Genomic DNA, 18,069 nt, shown 5'->3' on the forward strand with positions numbered 1-18,069 from the left:
GTCATTAGATAGAACGAATGAGACGGGAGAAGATGCAAACATGCTAACTGAAACGGATTTAAAACATCTGCGGCGGTGTGTGGAACTTGCAGAAACCGCGTTAGAAAAAGGGGACGAGCCATTCGGTTCGGTATTGGTGTCAGCTGAGGGGGAAGTGCTGTTTGAAGACCACAATCATGTGGCAGGCGGCGACTACACGCAGCATCCGGAGTTTGCGATTGCAAGGTGGGCTGCCAGCCATATGGCGCCTGACGACAGAAGGAAGGCAATTGTTTATACATCGGGGGAGCATTGCCCGATGTGTTCAGCGGCTCATGGGATGGTTGGGTTAGGGAAGATCATCTATGCGAGTTCTTCGAAGCAATTGGCCACTTGGCTCCGCGATTTTGGGGTGGAGCAGGGGCCTGTCTACAATCTGGCCATTGAAGAAGTGATCAGAGACGCCCAAGTGGAAGGGCCGGTTCCCGAACTGGCAGAGCAGGTCCGTGAACTTCACCGCCGGCTTCACGTGGCAAAAGGATGAAAATAACTATCCATAGCAAAAGGAGCGTCTTTTACGGGTGAACATGAAAACTTTTTCTTCCTATATCGTGCTAATCGGCACTGTAATCGTGGCCTTAAGCGGAAATTGGGTGCTGAAACATTACGATACTCTTTCCCTTTATCCGAAATCCCTCTCCATAATGTTTGGAGTCGGCTGGCTCCTGATTGTATGCGCCTACATCTTAAATATCCTTTCCCCTTACCACGAAGTTCCGCCCACGGACAGAAGAGACAACCGGGACGTAATCAATCAGTGGGAGCGGCATAGGAAACGGCTGGAGAACGGATTCATCGGCATCGCACTCGTAACGCTGGTGCTCGCTGCTTTCTCCAGTTGGTCGCTTGTGTTCGACTTGTTCTTCCTGTATTTTTTCATTGGCATGGTAGCGGCCGGTTTTCTTTTTGTCATGCAAGGCGATCGAGTGGAAGGGCCGGACGATTTGAATTTTAAGGGAAAAACGAAAAAATTTCTGGATGTCATTGACTACCGGCGGCATCCGTTCAGCCTTTCCCTGATTTTATTTACCTTGATCGTGGGAAGTTTTGTGTTGAGCAAGGAATTTGGCATTCCTTTCTATATGGAAGTTAGCGGCGATCCGCGCTACGCCACGGATTTGCCGAATTTCGCCTTTTCCCTCTCCAGCCTATTAATCGTCAGCGGCTTTATCTACATCATAAACAACGGCGACCTGTTTGGAATTCGCAAAGCCAAGCAAAACGGGATGAAAGTCTTGTTCATTCATTTTTTTGAACTGATTATTTGCGGCGCTTCGTTTTGCATCTGGCTGTTCATTGTGATTGAAGCACTGGTTTTGCATTATTAGCTGGACGGAATAAAAGAATTTGAAAGTGTAAGATAAAGAATGGTTCTGAAGGAGAAGTCTATGGAATTTACAAAAGCTGCGGAAATGAAACATGCCTTTATTCAAATGTTTAATCTTTATGCCCATGAACTTTCGGCGCATAACCCTTGGATCGGAACACAAATCGATAGGGAGGGGAATTATTTATCAGAAGCTGTAAGCCAATTGCTGACGGGTGTAAGCCAGGAGGCGTTTTGCATAATAGAAGACGGGAGGCCGATTGGCATGGCCGTATTTTCCTCTTCTGAAAAGGAATGTTCTATCGATGAAATTTTTTTGGTGCAAACAAGCAGGGGGAAGGGAATAAGCGAAAGAATCTGCACAGAGTTTTGGAACAAACATACAGGCATCTGTACCTTGCATGTATTGAAACGAAATGATGCTGCAGTGAAGTATTGGGAAAAACTCATTCCACGATGTGGGTATCGTTATAAAAAGCGTGAGGAAAATGAACAAATGTGGCGTTATGAAGTTGAACTTGAATCAGGCAGATAAGGGGAGGCAGCCCCGCTCCGCTTATTTCAAAATCGAAATGGCAGATGCATGTATAATGGGAGTGAGCAAAAGATTCATAAGAGCAGGCTATTTGGCGCTATAAACTACACGAGAAAAGGGAGGGACCTGTAATGAAAATCATCGTTTTCGGCGCAACCGGCGGAGTCGGGCAAGCGGTTGTCAAACAAGCAGTGGAAAGCGGACTGGAAGTGACGGCATTTGTCCGGACTCCGGAAAAATTGAAAACGTCTCATGAAAACTTGACGGTAGTCCAAGGGGATGCCTTTAAACCGGCAGAAGTGTCTGCAGCCATTGCCGGACATGACGCCGTGGTGTCTTGCCTCGGTTCGAGCCAAGGCATGAAGAAATCATCGGAACTGGAAGAAATGACGAAGCACATTGTCGCAGGGATGCAAGAGCACGGCGTAAAACGGATCGTCTATACGGCTTCAGCCGGCATCAACAATGAGCTTCCGGGTATGAACGGCAAGCTGATGATGGGCATGCTGAAGAACGCGCTTATCGACCACCGGGCGGCTGTAGACTGGATTGAATCGCATGGATTAGTCTATACGATTGCCCGTCCAATGGGGTTGACCAACGGCGATTTTACAGGCGTCTACCGCGAAGCAAAAGAAGGCGTTCCGGAAAAATCCAGAACCATCCCGCGTGCGGATGTGGCGCACTTCCTCTTAAAAGCCCTGAAAGACCCAAGCTATGAAAACACATCGTTTGGGATCGCCACTTAAAAGGCTGAAAAGGTGAAGCCATTCATTTACCCAAACTATTGGTATACTAAAAGAGCGCCAAAAGCCGGAATTTCGCTTTGGCTGCTCTTTTTTTTTGCACCATACGGATTTTATGAACCAGGGAGTTGGAATTGAAAATGAATAATAAAGATATAGCCGATATCCGCAAACGATTTAAGCTCGATACGGACCTCTTAAAAATCGCGGAGATATACAATGTCTACATCCAAGGGGAAGCGACGGAAATTTTCCACGAAGACAGCCGGTCGTTTTCGCTGCTTGACCGGGAGCAGCAAGAGCTGTTTCTCGCCAGTTTTAAAAAAGTATTGGGCGGGAAGCTCGATGCCAAGCTGTTTGAAGTGAAATTTTTGCCGCAGGAAGAAGGGCAGGCGGACCATACGCAGCGCTTATTGTATGAAGGGCTTGAGACGGAAGATGCCGCGGAATGGCAAGAGAACATGCAGCGCATTGCCCTGAAAATGATTGAAGAAAAGCCGTTTGAAAAGGATATGGTCATCACATTTATCCGCGGGACGTATTTCAAGACGACGAAACGCGAAGCGGATGAAACGGAAATCAACATGCGCGATGAAGTGTACACGACGCCGTTCATCCTCGGCAGCATGAACCAGACCGAATTGCCGAAAAGCTCGCTCGTGTTTGATTTTGCCAAAAAGGAATTCAAATCGAACATCCTGCTCGATCCGGTCATCAAATTGACTTCACCGGTCGGCGGTTTCCTGTTCCCGGGCTTTACGGATAATGCTGCAGACGTCAACCACATCGTCTATTCGGCGAGCAAAGCGAATAAACCCGATTTCCAGTTTATCGAAAATGTATTGAATGGCGACGAAATCATCACGGCGGAAGAAGACAAAGCGGTGTTCGAGGAAATCGTCAAAGCGGTAATCGGCGAAGAAGTGAATTCCCGGACCTTAGCCGGCCTCTACGATGAAATCAACCTCATGCTCGAAGTGGAAAAAGAAGCGGAGAAAGAAGAGGTGGAGATCCCGGTTTTGGATACGGTGGAAGTGACGCGGGTACTGAAGGCGAGCGGCGTGAAAGAAGTGAGCGCTGAAAAAGTGGAGCGCGCTTTCCAGCAGGTTGTGGAAGACAAAAACTATGAAATGAAAGCAAGCCATGTCGTGCCAAGCTATGCATCGAAATCCATCAAGATCAACACAAAAGTGGCGGAGATCAAAATCAGCCCGCAAGACTTGCGCTACGTCAAAGGCGTCAATTATAACGGCAAACGCTGCATCCTGATCGAAGTGGAAGAAGACACGATGATCGAGGGCTTTAAGCTGCTGGAAGAAGAACAGCTGGAATAGAGAAAAATTACAAAAATACAGACCCCGAACTTCTCATCCGAGAAGCTTGGGGCCTTTTTCTTTCTAGCTGTCAATCAAACGCCCATTGTCATGCCACTGGCCGTACAATTTATTTTCCCGTGTGTTTTCGATGAACTTCGCCAATCGTTTATTGAACAGTTCAGGGTCGCGTTTAACGCTTTGGATCGTGTCGATGCGAATTCGTTTGTAGGCATCCGGAAAGTCGAGGAAATGCTGCCAGACTTGTGTGTCTTCTTTCAAGCGAGCTTGGATTTCCGGATCGATGACAAAGGCTTCCGGACGCATATCCGGCAAGGCGCTCCGGCCCTGGTCTGTCATTAAGCCCAGTTTCTCAAGCCGTCGGACACGTTCTTTATTCAACTCTGTGAAGTTGCTCTTTTTCTGGCGCGGCGAAAGCCTTTGGGCCACTTCGGTATCCGAGATCCTTTTTTTGGTGCTGTCAATCCAGCCGAATCACAGGGCTTCCTCCACCACATCTAAATAGAGAAGCGTATTCGGCCGCTCTTTGACGCTGACGACCACCCAGCAGCATTTTTCAGTGGCTGCGTGCTCTTCCAGCCAAGTTCGCAGTTCCTGCCGGGTTTTAACAGGGAGTAGATTTTCCATCTCCAATTTGGACAGATCCTTTCGCTTTAGAAATTCCTGTTCAGTTCCTATTGGCTTATATATTTCCTATTAAATCGATTTGAGCCCGTTAAATCAAGAACGAAAAGGACCAGCGTCTCAAGTTTTATTCACGAGACGGCGCGCGATTTTGCCGCCTTTTCCGGATCCAGTTCGGGCCGAGCTCGTTTAAAGCAATCGCGCCCAGTATAATGCCGATGCCGAACCACTGGTAAAGAGCGACGGATTCAGACAAAAAGAGGCTCGCTGACAGAATGGCGATGGGCAGTTCAACGGAAGTCAGGATGTTTGCTACACCTCCGGAAACCAACGGAGCGCCGGCCGCGTAAAACAGCGGAGGCAGCACGGCTCCGAATAACGACACGCCTGCTGCCGAAGCAAACAAGTCCCTCTCTAACGGCAGAACCGATGGAATTTCACCCATGAACAAAATAAGCACCAAAATAGCTGAACCGGTAACCATGATTGAACTGCGGGTCCAGGCATCGACTTTTACAGCGACTTTGCCGCTGCAGAAAATGAAGCCGGCATAGGTGAAGGCGGAAAGAATGCCGAGAATCAATCCCTTAATCGGCAGGCTCTGAATCTCACCGCCGATAACATTCGAAGCAAAGAAGACGCCGAATAAAATCAGAACGATAGATAATACTGTGATGCGTGCTGGTTTCATCTTCATGAAAATCCATTCCAAAATGATCCCGACCCACACAAATTGGAACATCAAAATGATAGCCAGCGAAGCCGGCAAATATTGCATCGATCCGTAATAAAAAATGCTGGTTAAACCGATCAGACAGCCGGTCGCCATGATTTGAAGAATGTTTTTCACATGAAGCCCTTTGAAACTGGCCCGTTTGATCAGCGTAAATCCCCACAGCAAAACGAAAGAAACCATCATTTGAACAATATTGATTTGGCCAAGCGTATATCCATGGCTAAATCCGATTTTGGCAAAGATGGGGGTAAAACCAAAAAATGAAGCACCTAATAAAATAAATAAAATTCCTTTATTGAATTTCATCCTATAACCTCCTGCATGAGCACAATTAGATTATCTTAGCATAGATAAGCGGCAGATAGGGTTTTCCAGTACACTTGGAGCCCAAAAATAGAGGACGGCGACATGGTTTGGACAAATAGCGGGACACTTTCCGAATCGCACTTCCTGGGGTTGTTATTCTCGCCTTGCAGGCATTTTCAAAAGCTGTATGGAATTAAAGAAGAGGAGAATCACATTGCCTGAATACGGTACGAACATTCACAGAAAACACGATGATAAGAGGGGGACCAACAATGAAACAGTTCTACATCAAACAGAAAGTCTTCAGCCTGAGCGGCAAATTCACGGTAAAAGATTCAGCAGAAAACGATGTGTATTATGTGGAAGGCAGCTTTATGAAAATCCCTAAAACCTTCAGCCTCATGAACCCGGAAAGAGAGGAAGTGGCGCTGATCACGAAGAAGACGTTCAGCTTCCTGCCGAAGTTTTTCGTGGAAGTGAACGGGCAGGAACGGCTGACAATCCAAAAAGAGTTTTCTTTCTTGAAAGCCCGCTATAGGATTGAAGGCACAGGCATCCAGGTTCAAGGCAATTGGTGGGATATGAATTTTCAAATCCTGCAACACGGAGAAGTGGTGGGGCAGGTCAGCAAGGAATGGTTTACTTGGGGAGACAGCTACAAAGTAGAGATTCTGGATGAAGAAATGGAAACAGTGGTGATTGCCATTGTGGTGGCCATTGACTGCGTCAAATCGGACCAGTCTGCTGCGGCTGCTGGAGGAGCGGGGTAATGATGTGGCAGGAAAAGCTGCAAAGAATGTTTGCCCTAGGCCAGTGGGCTTAAAAAATCCGAAGTCCGCTTGCTTCACCCGGTTTGCAGGAGCACGGGAGCTCGGACGCTAGAGAAAAAAATCGGAATCCATCATTATAGGAAAAATGTGCTAATTTTTTTGGGATTTCCTTCTACTTTCTATCTACTTTTACGTGAACATGTGCTACATTATATGAAAAAATGTAAAGTTTGAAGAAGGGAATAGGATGAGTTCTCAATTAACGACCTATATTACGCTGATCTGCACATCCGGTGTATTGAATTTATATTTAGGCGCATATGTCTTTGCGAAAAGGCAGCAATACAAGAAAATCGCTAATTTTTTTATGATCTATACAGCTTCTATCACCATCTATTGCTTCGCTTCCGCTTTTAGTTTAACCGCCGACACCATTGGGCAATTGAAGCTTTGGAACATTTTGCTCTATATCGGCATGGCAGCTTCGGCGCCTTTAGGATTGCTGTTCGTCATGCATTACTTGGGCATAAAGCTGACGAAAAAACGAATTGCAGCGATGCTTGCTATACCTGCCATCAGTGTCTTGATGGTAGCAACCAATGATGTTCATCATCTTCATTACAAAGTATTTGAAATTGACCCTTCGCTAGGCGCCCCTTTCGTTCATCAGGAAATCGGTCTCTGGTACCTTATCCACGGAATTTATACCTTCGGCTGTATGCTGGCCGCATTCTTGCTCGTGATTTTCCGCTGGCGGGAAACGGCGAAAGCTTACCGTCCACAAATCTTTGCCTTATCAATCGGCCAGCTGATTCCAATGTCCACTGCATTTATTTATTTGATCGGCTTAACGCCCGAAGGAATTGACCCAGTGCCGATGGTCATTTGCGCTTCTTCCATTCTCTATCTCTGGGTGATCAACCGCTCGCAATTATTTGCGGTTATGCCGATTGCCAAAGATGCCATATTCAATAGCATAAGCGACGGCGTTTTTGTGCTGAACGAATCACTCAATCTCATCGAATTCAACCAGTCGGCTGAAAAGATGTTTCCTTCGCTCAACGCATCGCTGTTCGGCATGCATTTTGAAAGTGTATGGAAAGGCTTATCAGAAACAGCGTTTCCTTTTGAAATAAAAGCCGCAGAGTCGCTGCAGGAAATCGAGCTGAAGAACGGACTTTTGGAACGCGTTTACCAAGTCCGCATTTCTCCGTTGCGGCATGGCAGTGAAAACAAAGGCTTGCTGATCATCTTCACCGATATTACGGAAGTAAAGAGCTTGCAGCGAAAGCTTGAGCATCAAGCCTATTACGATGAGCTGACCGGAATTTTCAACCGGCGGGCGTTCTTCCAAACAAGTGAGCAGCAATTTGCGAAAGCGAAGCAAATGGAAGCTCCTTTCACGGTGATGCTGATTGACATCGATCATTTTAAACAAGTAAACGACAAATACGGGCATCAAGTAGGCGACCAGCTGTTAAAACATGTGGTCGACATTTGCCGAGCGGAATTGAAAAAAAATATGTTATTCGCGCGCTACGGCGGCGAGGAGTTTGTATTGGCGTTAGACGGGATGAATATGGAGGAAGGGGCCGTAGTTGCAGAACGGCTGCGCCGCCAAGTGGAAACCAGCTTTTTACATGTGGATGGGAACCGGATTTCCGTCACCATCAGCAGCGGCGTGGCTGAAGCTTCGGCGATGCAAGGAGAAACCCTCTATCAGCTCTTAAACAAAGCGGATCTCGCTTTATACGCAGCCAAACACGAAGGGCGCAACCAGGTCAAAACCCATGCGGCCGAACAGCTCGTATAGGCGCACGGCAGAGATCCATAAAAGTTCAAAAGCCTTCTCCTAAAGAAAATAGGAAAAGGCTTTATTTTTATGCAATTTGAAGCCTTTTGGACGGACTTTTCTCTTGAAATGTCTTATAATAGTAATGTTTTGAATTGTAAATAACTACGAACCAGTATGATATAGTTAATAGTAAAGCAGAAATCGGCAGTTGCTTTGGCGGCGCTAGTCACCAAGAAAGCGATGCCCCAAGTTTTCTGCAATAATCGGTTAGAAAAGGAAGGTTATAATGGGCAACCTACAGAAGAAAACAGACGTTATTTTAATCGGTGCTGGAGTCATGAGTGCAACTTTAGGGTCAATGCTGAAAGAAGTAGCACCTGAGATGGAGATCCAAGTGTTTGAGAAGCTTCCAAACGCAGGGGCTGAAAGCTCCAACGAATGGAATAACGCAGGTACAGGCCACGCCGCATTGTGCGAGCTGAACTACACACCTGAGAACTCTGACGGATCCATTGATATCAACAAAGCAATTAAAATCAATGAACAGTTCCAGCTGTCCCGGCAATTCTGGTCCTACCTGGTGAAAAATGGCCGGATCAGCAACCCGGAAGATTTCATTAAATCGATTCCTCATATGAGTTTAGTAGAAGGGGAAGACAACGTAAAATTCTTAAACAACCGCTTCAAAGCATTGGCTGATATTCCGCTTTTCAAAGGGATGGAGTACGCAGAAGATGCGGAGACGTTGAAAAAGTGGATTCCACTTATCATGGAAGGCCGGACTTCAACTGAGCCGTTGGCAGCCACAAAAATCGATACGGGGACAGATGTAAACTTCGGTGCGTTGACAAAAATGCTCTTTGAACATTTGAAAGAGCAAAATGTCGACATCAACTACAAACATAGCGTAAAAGACATCAAACGCAACAGCGAAGGCAAATGGGAAGTGAAAGTGCATGATCTTGAAAGCGACAAAATCGAGTATCATACAGCAAGCTTCGTATTCATCGGAGGCGGAGGCGGAAGCCTTCCATTGCTGCAGAAAACAGGCATTCCGGAATCCAAGCACATCGGCGGATTCCCGGTAAGCGGCTTGTTCCTTGTCTGCAACAAACCGGAAATCGTTGAACAGCACCATGCAAAAGTATACGGAAAAGCCAAAGTCGGAGCTCCTCCGATGTCGGTTCCGCATCTGGACACACGCTTTATCGACAACAAAAAGTCATTGCTGTTCGGTCCATTTGCCGGCTTCTCGCCGAAATTCCTGAAAACCGGTTCAAATATGGACCTAATTGGATCTGTTAAACCGAATAACGTTTTCACCATGCTTGCAGCGGGTGCAAAAGAGCTTTCGTTGACGAAGTACCTTGTCCAGCAATTGATGCTTTCAAACGAACAGCGCATCGAAGAATTGCGTGAGTTCATCCCGACGGCAAAACTGGAAGACTGGGATGTCGTGGTCGCAGGCCAGCGCGTTCAAGTGATCAAAGATACCGACAAAGGCAAAGGGACGCTTCAGTTCGGTACGGAAATCGTAACAGCGGCTGACGGTTCGATCGCAGCATTGCTGGGAGCTTCTCCAGGGGCATCGACAGCGGTTCACGCCATGCTTGAAATCTTTGCGAAATGCTTCCCGGACCAAATTAAAGAATGGGAGCCGAAGATCAAAGAAATGGTGCCGTCTTACGGCAAATCATTAAACGAACATCCGGAACTTCTAAAAGAAGTCCACACTTCAACAGCCAAAATATTGGGCTTAGTTGAAGAAAAAGAAACAAAAGCAGCAGTGTTGACGAAGTAATTCCAAAAGAACCATTCCTCCCGGCTGCGGGAAGAATGGTTCTTTTTTTGATCGGGAAGTTATAATAGAGGCAGCATCCATTAATGGAAAGGGGAATTGTGTAATGAAAAAGACGAACGCCTATATTGATGCCGTATTTCATACCCAAGATGCTTTATTGGAGGAAGTTGTGGCTTCCATCGAAGAAAATGGCATGCCATCCATCTCCGTTTCGCCGTCTTCGGGAAAATTGCTGACCATGCTGGTGGCGATTTCAGGAGCGAAGAATGTCCTGGAAATAGGGGCGCTTGGAGGATACAGCGGCATTTGCCTGGCGCGCGGATTCGGCAGCGAAGGAAAGCTAACTTCCTTGGAACTGGAAGCGCGTTATGCCGAACTGGCTCGGCACAATCTGGCAAAAGCGGGTTACGGAGAACAAAGCAGCTACATGACAGGCCCGGCACTGGAAAGTCTGGAAAAACTGATTGCTGACAAGCAAAGCTACGATTTTTTCTTCATTGATGCCGATAAAGAAAACTACGAAAATTACCTGAAGGCTTGTCTGCAGCTCGCAGAACCAGGGGCGTTGATTCTTTCAGATAATGTATTGGCAGGGGGGAGTGTCGCTGATGGGCAGGCCGAACCCAAACGGTATACCGAAGTCATGAAAAAATACAATGAGCTGGTTGCCAATCATCCGCGCCTGGAATCTTTGTTAATTCCGGTTGGAGATGGAATAACCGTTTCTAGAGTCATCAATTGATTGAAATGAAAAAGGGGATGCAGCTATTTTGCATCCTCTTTTTTAGCAGTTATTTAAAAAATGGGGTTTTCTTTAAGGCTGCAACAACTGGAATCGCCACCGCAAGGCCGACAATATTTTGAACAAGGTTGCCGGGAATCGAAGCCATCGGAATGATCCAGCTGCTGAATAGAACCGCTTCGCAAATATAATAGCCGGCCAGCATAAACGGAAGTGAGACAAGAGCCGCCAGAATATTAAAGCCGATGCTTCCGCCATTCCGCCCGTTTGCCCAGGAAATTTTGCCGACAATGTAACCTTGGAGGCCGCGTGTCACAAGGCTGAAGGGAGCCCAAAGCGTCCAGCCGGAGAACAAATCGAATAATCCCATACCGACACCGCCTGCGATTGCGCCTTTTTTAGGGCCGAAAAGAGTGGAAATGATGAACAGCATAGCGGTTCCTAAGTGGACCAATCCGCCATTGGCCGCAATCGGAAGACGGATATTCAACAAAAGAGTAGCTACAAATACAAGAGCAATGGCCATGGAAGTCAAAATCAAATCGAAAGTGCGTGTATTCGGGTAAGTAGTCGTTTTTTGCATAAGAATCCATCCTTATCTAGTTGTTTCAGTCCATTGATCGGCTGTAATGGACTGTTACCATACATTATCAAAGGGGTGACCTAGTGAAAAGTATCAATTTAGAAGAAAATATAGGGGTCAGTTATAAAGAAACTGAAAAAACTAATTTTTATTTCCTATAAACGTCAATAGATAATTAGTACGAATTTTCAAAATTGGGTATTTCTATTCTATTAATATCGATGGGGCATTGGTATAAATAGGAGAAGGCCTTTATTACAAATATTACTAAAATGTTTTAATGGTTGGGAAATAAAGGCGAGAATGCACCCATTTAAGAGGAGGAATTAGTGGATGAGAATCGATTCGAAAAAATTCAAGTATTTTGCAGTAGCAGGAGCTTCGGCAGCTTTAGTGGCCACTGCAGTAGTACCGGCGGTTGCAGCTGACGAAGTAAAAACTGCAGCTTTCACTGATGTTTCCGAGCGTTATGCTATGCCAATTACGTATTTGGTGACAAACAACCTATCAAATGGATTGACTAAGACTTCATTTGGCGTCAACGAAACGATCAAACGCGGCGATGCAGCCATCATTTTGGCTCAGGCATTGAACTTGAAGGATCCGAAAGCTCCGGCATCCGGATTCAACGATGTGCCAACGCGTGGTACCCTTGCGATCAATTCATTGAAAGCAGCGGGAATCATTAAAGGAAAAACATCAAAAACGTTTGGCTTTAACGACACGATCACTCGTGGAGAAGTCGCGTTGATGATGAGCAATGCCAACGCTTATAACTTTAAAGGCGATGTGTCGAACATGACATTCACGGATGTAAACAGCCGTTATAGCCAAGCAGTAGCGGGCTTGATGGCAAATGGCATCACGCAAGGCGTTTCGGCTACAAAATTCGCTCCGGACAATTCCATTAAACGCGGAGATTTCGCTATCTTCATTTACAGAGCAGAAATGCTTGAAGTTGAAGAGTTGAGCGAAGATTTCCGTGATGCCATGAACGGATTTGCTTCCCTTGGAGCAGAATACGGCTACGATGTGGTAGTGGATGAATCCCGCGTGAATACATTCAACATCGAAGGATCTGGAGATCTTCCAGCACCTGAATCAGGTACAGGATTCTTCCAATCGTTGGCTGACCAAGGAATTGAAACCGTTCTAGTCAATAACGCTTCGTATGAAATTTCTGATGGCAATGGCAATGTTGCAGCTGGTGCACAAAATGCAAAACAAGCCATTATGGTATCATTGGCAAGCAAAAATACGGTAGACATTACATTTAACCTTCCATACAACGATGAATTCCGTGGCATTACTTATACATTCAATTTCTTCCCAGAGTGAAGAACAGAAATGATCACGAATAATTTTTCCTCTTAAAGAAAATGGCCGGCAGCCGTTAAGTAGTACTTAACTTCTGCAGGCCTTTTTTATTTAATCTTAAAGGGAAGGGTCTCGAAAAAAATCGAGGCTCTTCTTTTTTGTTTCTGGGCAACTTTTGGCTGACTGCCTAAGAAAATTCCTGTCTCTCTTTCTATGAAGAAGTTTTGATAAGTTACATATAAAGTTCTTCCCGATTTAAAATGTTTCACATGAAACATTTTAAAAGTAATGACTGGAACCAAATTTTTCCTTTTGAATTTATTCATATATAGTTTCTTAACCATAAAAAATCGGATGAACTTGTTGAATTTCAGAAAAGAAGAGAGTAAGATGTTAAATAGTTTAAAAATAGTACTTTGTTCAAAGTACTATTTAAAAAGTGAAATCACAAGGGGAAGAAGGAAACAATTGATGAAGTTTACACAGTTTTTGAAGAACAAAGGAGCCATTGCCGCTATTTTTATGGGGATTTTCTATGCGATTGCCATGCTGGGAATTTTCATTCCAGGTTATTCAGCCATTCCGAATAATGTCGACCAAATGCCGATCGCCATGGTAAATGACGATGCAGGAGAGTACGGCAAGATGATTTCCGAGCAATTATCGGAAAAATTGCCATTTGAAAAAATTGAAACGGATCTATCTAATAAACAAGCGATGAAGCAATTGGAAAAGAATGATTTAGCTTTAATCATCCACATTCCGGAAACGTTTTCTGCGGATATGCAAAACGGTGAAGCAGCATCGAGCATCGACTTTACGACGAACGGAGCAAGTTCAACTGTCGTATCTTCCACGATGACTTCCATCGTGAACCAAATCAATGCTCAATTGAGCACACAGTTCTCTACACAAACGGCCCAAGGTGTATTGATGAACTTGAATATACCGGAAGAACAAGCCGCTGAAATGGCTCAAATGATTGAAACGTCTTATACCGGAAATATGGTGACGATCAATGAAGTGCCGGCGGGCATGAATAACAATATGCTGCCGATGTTCTTGACGATGGCTGGATATACCGGAGCCATGATCGGAGCAATGCAGTTGGTGTCAGCCTTTAGAGCGAGCCGCGGCAAAGCAAGCAAAATACGTTTGTTCATCTATCTTCAATTGACTGCCTTGCTGATTGCTGTGGTGTCTTCGGTTCTGGGCGTGGCGATTTCCTATTTCGTCAACGGCTATGGCACTGAGTTATTGCTGGGGCTGACTGCGCAGCAAATCTTGAACTATATGGTCTGCTTTAACTTCACGGCCATTTTGATTTTCTTGGTAGGCGAAGGCGGCATGGTGCTAAACTTGCCGATTCTGCTGATCCAAACGCTTGCGAACGGGGCAACGATGCCTCGCGAAATGATGTATTTGCCTTACGAATGGATGAGTTATATTTCACCGATGTATTATTCCGTCCAAGCTTATTTTGCCACTTTATACGGCAGCGTCAGTGCAGCCCCTAATCAATGGATGATGGCTGCTATTGGAGGAGCAGCATTGCTGATCAATATTTTGATCGTCGCCTTCCTTCATAAACCGGTTCCGATTGAAGCGCCGGAAGCACAAGAAGCAAAACTCACGAATGCTGCTGAAATCACAGCATAAGTTTGCTACAATGAAGTCAGTTCTTGCCAAAGGAGTCTAAAAGATGGCAATCCAAATTTATATATTGAGCAAACTGATCGAAGGCAATAATTACCCATACGAATTAAAGCGCCAGCTTTCTGAACCGATTCCATTTGATGAATTTGCGGGTTTAACGGAAAGTAAACTTTACTATCACTTTGAAGCCCTCACGAAACAAGGCTTGATTGAAGTGGTTGAAGTGATTAGAGAAGAGCACCGTCCGGATAAACAAGTCTTTGCAATCACTGAAAAAGGCCGGAAAGAATTGCCAAAGAAAATCTATAGCTTATTTGAAAAGTCAAAAGCCGTAAGTGAAATGATTATCGGTTTGGCCACTTTGGATTATGTGGATCGGGATAAAGTCGTTTTGATTTTAGAAGAAAAACTGCAAAAACATAAAGAACGCTGGAATCACATGGCCGCGTTCCGGGAAATGATCGACGTGGACGAATCCAGAATGAATTTTGTCAATTTTATGAGCGACTATTTTGACAGCAAAGCGGAGCATACCGCGCATTGGATCGAAGAAACGATTGAACGCATCAAGCAAGGAAAAATTTAGCGATTGAAAAAGCTTCGGGCTGGGCACTGTAAAAGTGTCCATTGTCCGAAGCTTTTTTGTGATTAAAAATACAAGGATTGAACGAGTGAAAAATAGATGCAGATAGGACCCTTAAAGGGTTGAAGTTTAACTTCGATAAAGAAAGGAATGAAGGAAAGTAAGGCGGTATAGAAAATTTGAAAGGGGTGGATGGTTTGCTGGCTCATCAAATCTTATTGCTCTTATTGATTGGGTATATTATTTATACGATCGACATCAAAAAGAATTACTTTCCAGTTCCGGTAGTTCTGGTGCTGATTGGAATTGGCTTGTCGTTTGTCCCTTTTTTTACAAATCTCCATATTACGAAAGATATTATTTTTACAGTTTTTTTGCCTGCTATCTTGTTCACATCGGCATATCAATTTCCTTTAAAGCAGCTGAAGCAAAATGCAGGCATCATTGCGGTACTCAGTACATTGGGTCTGATGGCAACAGCTGTGCTGCTTGGGCTCGGCATTTATTGGATCAGTGCATGGTCCACTTCCGTTTCAATGACGGCAGCATTTCTCTTGGCTGCGATTCTGGTCCCGACAGATCCGGTTTCGATTACTTCCATCTTGAAGCAAAGCAAAGGAGAAGAAAAAATTGCGGATATAGTGGAAGGGGAATCGATGGTCAATGATGGAACAAGCGTCGTCATTTTTACAATTTTCCTTGCCATGTTCCAGACAGATAGCGGCTTTTCTGCAGGGAAATTTATTTCCGAATTTTTGCTGGTCTCGATAGGCGGCATTGCTATCGGCTGTTTTCTTGGCTGGCTCATGAGCAAAATTATCCATTATACAAAAAATCGGCATTATCATGTCATGCTTACAGTGATTATTGCTTATGGCGGTTTTTACATGGCGGAAGCGCTTGGGGTTTCCGGAGTCCTCGCAACCGTAGCAGCCGGAATCATGCTTGCGTTTGAATTCGGCAAAAATATTAAAGAGAATCATATTCAGCAGTCGCTGGACGGTTTTTGGGATATTCTCAACCCGACACTTTTAGGATTGCTGTTTCTCTTGATCGGAATCCAAGGTGCTGAATACTTGGCATTTTCGGAATGGGGGCTGGCTCTTGGGATTTTTGTTTTGTCTATTTTGGCCAGGTTCCTTGTTCTTGGCGGGTTCGTTTACGGCGTTCCTGCTTGGAGAAAGGAATTTGCAAACGATTTTTCCACGACTTCATTGATTACCTGGTCGGGCATTAAAGGAGCCATGTCGGTTGCATTGTTGCTGTGGCTAGAAAATGAAGTGGGAGGAAAAGATGATTTATTGGTGTCGCTGGCTTTTGCCGTCATTCTTTTGTCGCTTGTGATTCAAAGCGTTGGGGTCTATCCTTTAACCAAGTTCATCAATAAACAAGACAAATGAGAAGCTAAAAGCATTGACACCCTTTCCGCGATGCTCTATTGTTAAAGACGCGATGAGCTCGTTTGCGTAAGACGGACAAGCATTCCTTATGGAGCACGTTGTGGAGCGTGGCTTGATACGCCGCAAACTATCGAAAACCCCCATGCCTTTGGCGTGGGGGTTTATTTTTATTTCAAATATCTTCGGGCTCCTGAATAGTTTTTCAAATAAACCCCGGAATTTAATGCCTCGATTCGCACTTTGGAAGATGCATTCGGCGCATGGAGCATTTTGCCTGAACCGATGTAGAGCCCCACATGATAGACTTTTCCTCTTCCGCCGTTATAGGCGAAGAACACCAAATCGCCAGGCTGCAGATCTTTTTTCGCTACGGCTGTTCCTTTCGTTGCCTGGTAGAACGAATCGCGCGGAATCGTGATTCCGAAGTTTTTGTATACCGCATAGATGATTCCGGAACAATCAAAGCCGTACGCGGAAGTGCCAGCCCATAAATAGGGGAGGTCCAGGAACCTTTTCGCTTCATTAACGATGTTGGCCTGAGACGGTTTTGGAACGGCTTTATCATTCTTATATGATTTGGCATCCGCTTTCCGCAGAAGTTTGATGCCATTAGCCGGTGTTTGTACATGGTACCATTTGCTGTCCGATTTAATGACCGGCAAGATGGTCGAATAGCTGATTTCCATGAACTGTTTTTGGTCGCTTGTATTGTACAGCGGTGCAAGTTTTGCCGTAACGATGGCAATTGCGCAGTCCGAATAGTCTTTTGTCACTTTTGCGATATGGGATTTCGGCACCCAGCCCGGATAGCCTTCTTTCTGGTAAGGGACGTACTGATCGTTCGCTGCAATTTCAACCCAGTTGCTGCCGGTTGTGAGCAAACTGACGTCTTCGCCGAACACCGCTTGGGTATCGGTTTTTTCGACGAGCCATTTCTTTTCGTTCAACGTCATGCCATTGATCCATTTTTTCATGTCAACCGGCTTTGACAGGGAAGGCTTGTCGACGGCGCGGGTTTTGTTCGGGTTCTTCCACATATTTGTGACAGCCACATTCACTTTATAGCTGGCAGTTTTGCTCGGCTTTTCACAGGAAGCCGGCGGGGCTGGCGCTGGAGCAGGCGGCTTTGGATCTGCCCGGAATGCCGGATTCAGGATTCGTGCAATGAATACGGCAAAATGCGATTTGGTTAAATACGTATAAGGCTTGAACGTGTAATCGTTGTAGCCCGCTGTGATTTTATTGGCCATCAAGATTTGAATCGCGCCGTAAGCCGCTGAACTAGGGGAAACGTCTTTGAACACGGTGGTGGTTTTGCCGGATAGTTTAAAGGCTTTTACCAGAACGGTGGCCATTTGGGCGCGTGTCAGTTTTTCATAAGGGTTGAATTGGCCTTTGCCATTTCCAACCATAATTTTCTCGTCAACGATGGTGGCAATGAGCGGGAAATTCGGGTCGGCTGCTTTCACATCGGTGAAGACGGGAGCCGGCCGGTTGTTGGTGTCGAGCTTTAAAGCCTGGATCAAGATGCTAACCGCTTCAATGCGGGTAATTTCTTGATCCACACCAAATTCTACCGCCGGATCTGCGGTCAAAATTCCTTGTTTCACTAAATAATCAAACTCCGCTTTAAATTTGTAGGGGTCCGGAACGTCTTTGAAAACAGGAGCGGCCAAGGCAACGTGAAACGGCGTTAACAGCATGAAAAATGCAATTAACACCACCAGCAATTTTCTTTTCATGTAATTTCCCCTTTTAATCTGTAATTTTATGTT

Annotated in this window: 16 protein-coding genes and 1 pseudogene; 13 read left to right on the forward strand and 4 right to left on the reverse strand. The window is 45.3% G+C overall.

The window, feature by feature from the left end; genetic code table 11:
* Positions 1 to 40: 40 nt before the first annotated feature.
* The 5 genes from BN1080_RS00590 to BN1080_RS00610 all read left to right on the forward strand — a co-directional run bounded on the left by BN1080_RS00590 (position 41) and on the right by BN1080_RS00610 (position 3,981).
* The gene (locus tag BN1080_RS00590; RefSeq protein ID WP_052649589.1) at positions 41 to 523 is read left to right on the forward strand and encodes a nucleoside deaminase; all 483 of its coding nucleotides are present in this window, start codon (positions 41 to 43) and stop codon (positions 521 to 523) included.
* A 37-nt stretch (positions 524 to 560) separates the two neighbouring features.
* Positions 561 to 1,367 carry a hypothetical protein gene (locus tag BN1080_RS00595; RefSeq protein ID WP_052649590.1) on the forward strand — a complete coding sequence of 269 codons (807 nt, stop codon included), beginning with the start codon at positions 561 to 563 and terminating at the stop codon, positions 1,365 to 1,367.
* A 60-nt stretch (positions 1,368 to 1,427) separates the two neighbouring features.
* Positions 1,428 to 1,901 (forward strand): GNAT family N-acetyltransferase, encoded by a 474-nt coding sequence (locus BN1080_RS00600; protein ID WP_052649591.1) that lies wholly within the window; start codon positions 1,428 to 1,430, stop codon positions 1,899 to 1,901.
* A gap of 131 nt (positions 1,902 to 2,032) precedes the next feature.
* Positions 2,033 to 2,650: an NAD(P)-dependent oxidoreductase gene (locus BN1080_RS00605; RefSeq protein WP_052649592.1), complete on the forward strand. Its 618-nt coding sequence runs from the start codon at positions 2,033 to 2,035 to the stop codon at positions 2,648 to 2,650.
* Positions 2,651 to 2,787: 137 nt separating this feature from the next.
* A complete protein-coding gene (locus BN1080_RS00610; protein ID WP_052654277.1) occupies positions 2,788 to 3,981 on the forward strand; it encodes a DUF4317 domain-containing protein in 1,194 nt (397 codons plus the stop codon).
* A gap of 63 nt (positions 3,982 to 4,044) precedes the next feature.
* Here BN1080_RS00610 and BN1080_RS00615 read toward each other — a convergent pair.
* Positions 4,045 to 4,614, reverse strand: a pseudogene (locus tag BN1080_RS00615) (YdeI/OmpD-associated family protein).
* Positions 4,615 to 4,732: 118 nt separating this feature from the next.
* Positions 4,733 to 5,647: an EamA family transporter gene (locus BN1080_RS00620; protein ID WP_052649593.1), complete on the reverse strand. Its 915-nt coding sequence runs from the start codon at positions 5,645 to 5,647 to the stop codon at positions 4,733 to 4,735.
* A 272-nt stretch (positions 5,648 to 5,919) separates the two neighbouring features.
* Here BN1080_RS00620 and BN1080_RS00625 point away from each other — a divergent pair, with 272 nt between their 5' ends.
* From BN1080_RS00625 to BN1080_RS00640, 4 genes are all read left to right on the forward strand, one after another.
* Positions 5,920 to 6,417, forward strand: a complete 498-nt coding sequence (locus BN1080_RS00625; protein ID WP_052649594.1) for an LURP-one-related/scramblase family protein — start codon at positions 5,920 to 5,922, stop codon at positions 6,415 to 6,417.
* 247 nt (positions 6,418 to 6,664) lie between these two features.
* Positions 6,665 to 8,230, forward strand: coding sequence for a sensor domain-containing diguanylate cyclase (locus BN1080_RS00630; RefSeq protein ID WP_052649595.1), 1,566 nt, complete (start codon positions 6,665 to 6,667; stop codon positions 8,228 to 8,230).
* Positions 8,231 to 8,498: 268 nt separating this feature from the next.
* Positions 8,499 to 10,013: a malate:quinone oxidoreductase gene (locus BN1080_RS00635; protein ID WP_052649596.1), complete on the forward strand. Its 1,515-nt coding sequence runs from the start codon at positions 8,499 to 8,501 to the stop codon at positions 10,011 to 10,013.
* Between the two features lie 103 nt (positions 10,014 to 10,116).
* Positions 10,117 to 10,755 (forward strand): O-methyltransferase, encoded by a 639-nt coding sequence (locus BN1080_RS00640; RefSeq protein ID WP_052649597.1) that lies wholly within the window; start codon positions 10,117 to 10,119, stop codon positions 10,753 to 10,755.
* A gap of 49 nt (positions 10,756 to 10,804) precedes the next feature.
* Here BN1080_RS00640 and BN1080_RS00645 read toward each other — a convergent pair whose 3' ends face one another.
* Positions 10,805 to 11,338, reverse strand: a complete 534-nt coding sequence (locus tag BN1080_RS00645) for an ECF transporter S component (protein WP_052649598.1) — start codon at positions 11,336 to 11,338, stop codon at positions 10,805 to 10,807.
* A gap of 333 nt (positions 11,339 to 11,671) precedes the next feature.
* Here BN1080_RS00645 and BN1080_RS00650 point away from each other — a divergent pair, with 333 nt between their 5' ends.
* The 4 genes from BN1080_RS00650 to BN1080_RS00670 all read left to right on the forward strand — a co-directional run bounded on the left by BN1080_RS00650 (position 11,672) and on the right by BN1080_RS00670 (position 16,294).
* On the forward strand, positions 11,672 to 12,676 hold the full coding sequence (locus BN1080_RS00650) for an S-layer homology domain-containing protein (RefSeq protein ID WP_052649599.1): 1,005 nt from the start codon (positions 11,672 to 11,674) through the stop codon (positions 12,674 to 12,676).
* A 450-nt stretch (positions 12,677 to 13,126) separates the two neighbouring features.
* Positions 13,127 to 14,314: a YhgE/Pip domain-containing protein gene (locus tag BN1080_RS00660; protein WP_052649601.1), complete on the forward strand. Its 1,188-nt coding sequence runs from the start codon at positions 13,127 to 13,129 to the stop codon at positions 14,312 to 14,314.
* A 43-nt stretch (positions 14,315 to 14,357) separates the two neighbouring features.
* On the forward strand, positions 14,358 to 14,897 hold the full coding sequence (locus BN1080_RS00665) for a PadR family transcriptional regulator (protein ID WP_052649602.1): 540 nt from the start codon (positions 14,358 to 14,360) through the stop codon (positions 14,895 to 14,897).
* 185 nt (positions 14,898 to 15,082) lie between these two features.
* Positions 15,083 to 16,294 (forward strand): cation:proton antiporter, encoded by a 1,212-nt coding sequence (locus BN1080_RS00670; RefSeq protein WP_324607167.1) that lies wholly within the window; start codon positions 15,083 to 15,085, stop codon positions 16,292 to 16,294.
* A gap of 167 nt (positions 16,295 to 16,461) precedes the next feature.
* On the opposite strand, the gene BN1080_RS00675 is transcribed toward BN1080_RS00670, so the two are convergent.
* Complete coding sequence (locus tag BN1080_RS00675; RefSeq protein ID WP_052649603.1) at positions 16,462 to 18,036, reverse strand: NlpC/P60 family protein; 1,575 nt, start codon at positions 18,034 to 18,036, stop codon at positions 16,462 to 16,464.
* Positions 18,037 to 18,069: the final 33 nt, after the last annotated feature.

The sequence above is a fragment of the Planococcus massiliensis genome (assembly GCF_000821325.1).
Lineage (GTDB): Bacteria > Bacillota > Bacilli > Bacillales_A > Planococcaceae > Planococcus > Planococcus ruber.

Coding starts and splice junctions, on each gene's coding strand:
- BN1080_RS00590 (WP_052649589.1), top strand. CDS start 41: ATGCTAACTGAAACGGATTTAAAACATCTGCGGCGGTGTGTGGAACTT.
- BN1080_RS00600 (WP_052649591.1), top strand. CDS start 1,428: ATGGAATTTACAAAAGCTGCGGAAATGAAACATGCCTTTATTCAAATG.
- BN1080_RS00605 (WP_052649592.1), top strand. CDS start 2,033: ATGAAAATCATCGTTTTCGGCGCAACCGGCGGAGTCGGGCAAGCGGTT.
- BN1080_RS00610 (WP_052654277.1), top strand. CDS start 2,788: ATGAATAATAAAGATATAGCCGATATCCGCAAACGATTTAAGCTCGAT.
- BN1080_RS00620 (WP_052649593.1), bottom strand. CDS start 5,647: ATGAAATTCAATAAAGGAATTTTATTTATTTTATTAGGTGCTTCATTT.
- BN1080_RS00625 (WP_052649594.1), top strand. CDS start 5,920: ATGAAACAGTTCTACATCAAACAGAAAGTCTTCAGCCTGAGCGGCAAA.
- BN1080_RS00630 (WP_052649595.1), top strand. CDS start 6,665: ATGAGTTCTCAATTAACGACCTATATTACGCTGATCTGCACATCCGGT.
- BN1080_RS00635 (WP_052649596.1), top strand. CDS start 8,499: ATGGGCAACCTACAGAAGAAAACAGACGTTATTTTAATCGGTGCTGGA.
- BN1080_RS00640 (WP_052649597.1), top strand. CDS start 10,117: ATGAAAAAGACGAACGCCTATATTGATGCCGTATTTCATACCCAAGAT.
- BN1080_RS00645 (WP_052649598.1), bottom strand. CDS start 11,338: ATGCAAAAAACGACTACTTACCCGAATACACGCACTTTCGATTTGATT.
- BN1080_RS00650 (WP_052649599.1), top strand. CDS start 11,672: ATGAGAATCGATTCGAAAAAATTCAAGTATTTTGCAGTAGCAGGAGCT.
- BN1080_RS00660 (WP_052649601.1), top strand. CDS start 13,127: ATGAAGTTTACACAGTTTTTGAAGAACAAAGGAGCCATTGCCGCTATT.
- BN1080_RS00665 (WP_052649602.1), top strand. CDS start 14,358: ATGGCAATCCAAATTTATATATTGAGCAAACTGATCGAAGGCAATAAT.
- BN1080_RS00675 (WP_052649603.1), bottom strand. CDS start 18,036: ATGAAAAGAAAATTGCTGGTGGTGTTAATTGCATTTTTCATGCTGTTA.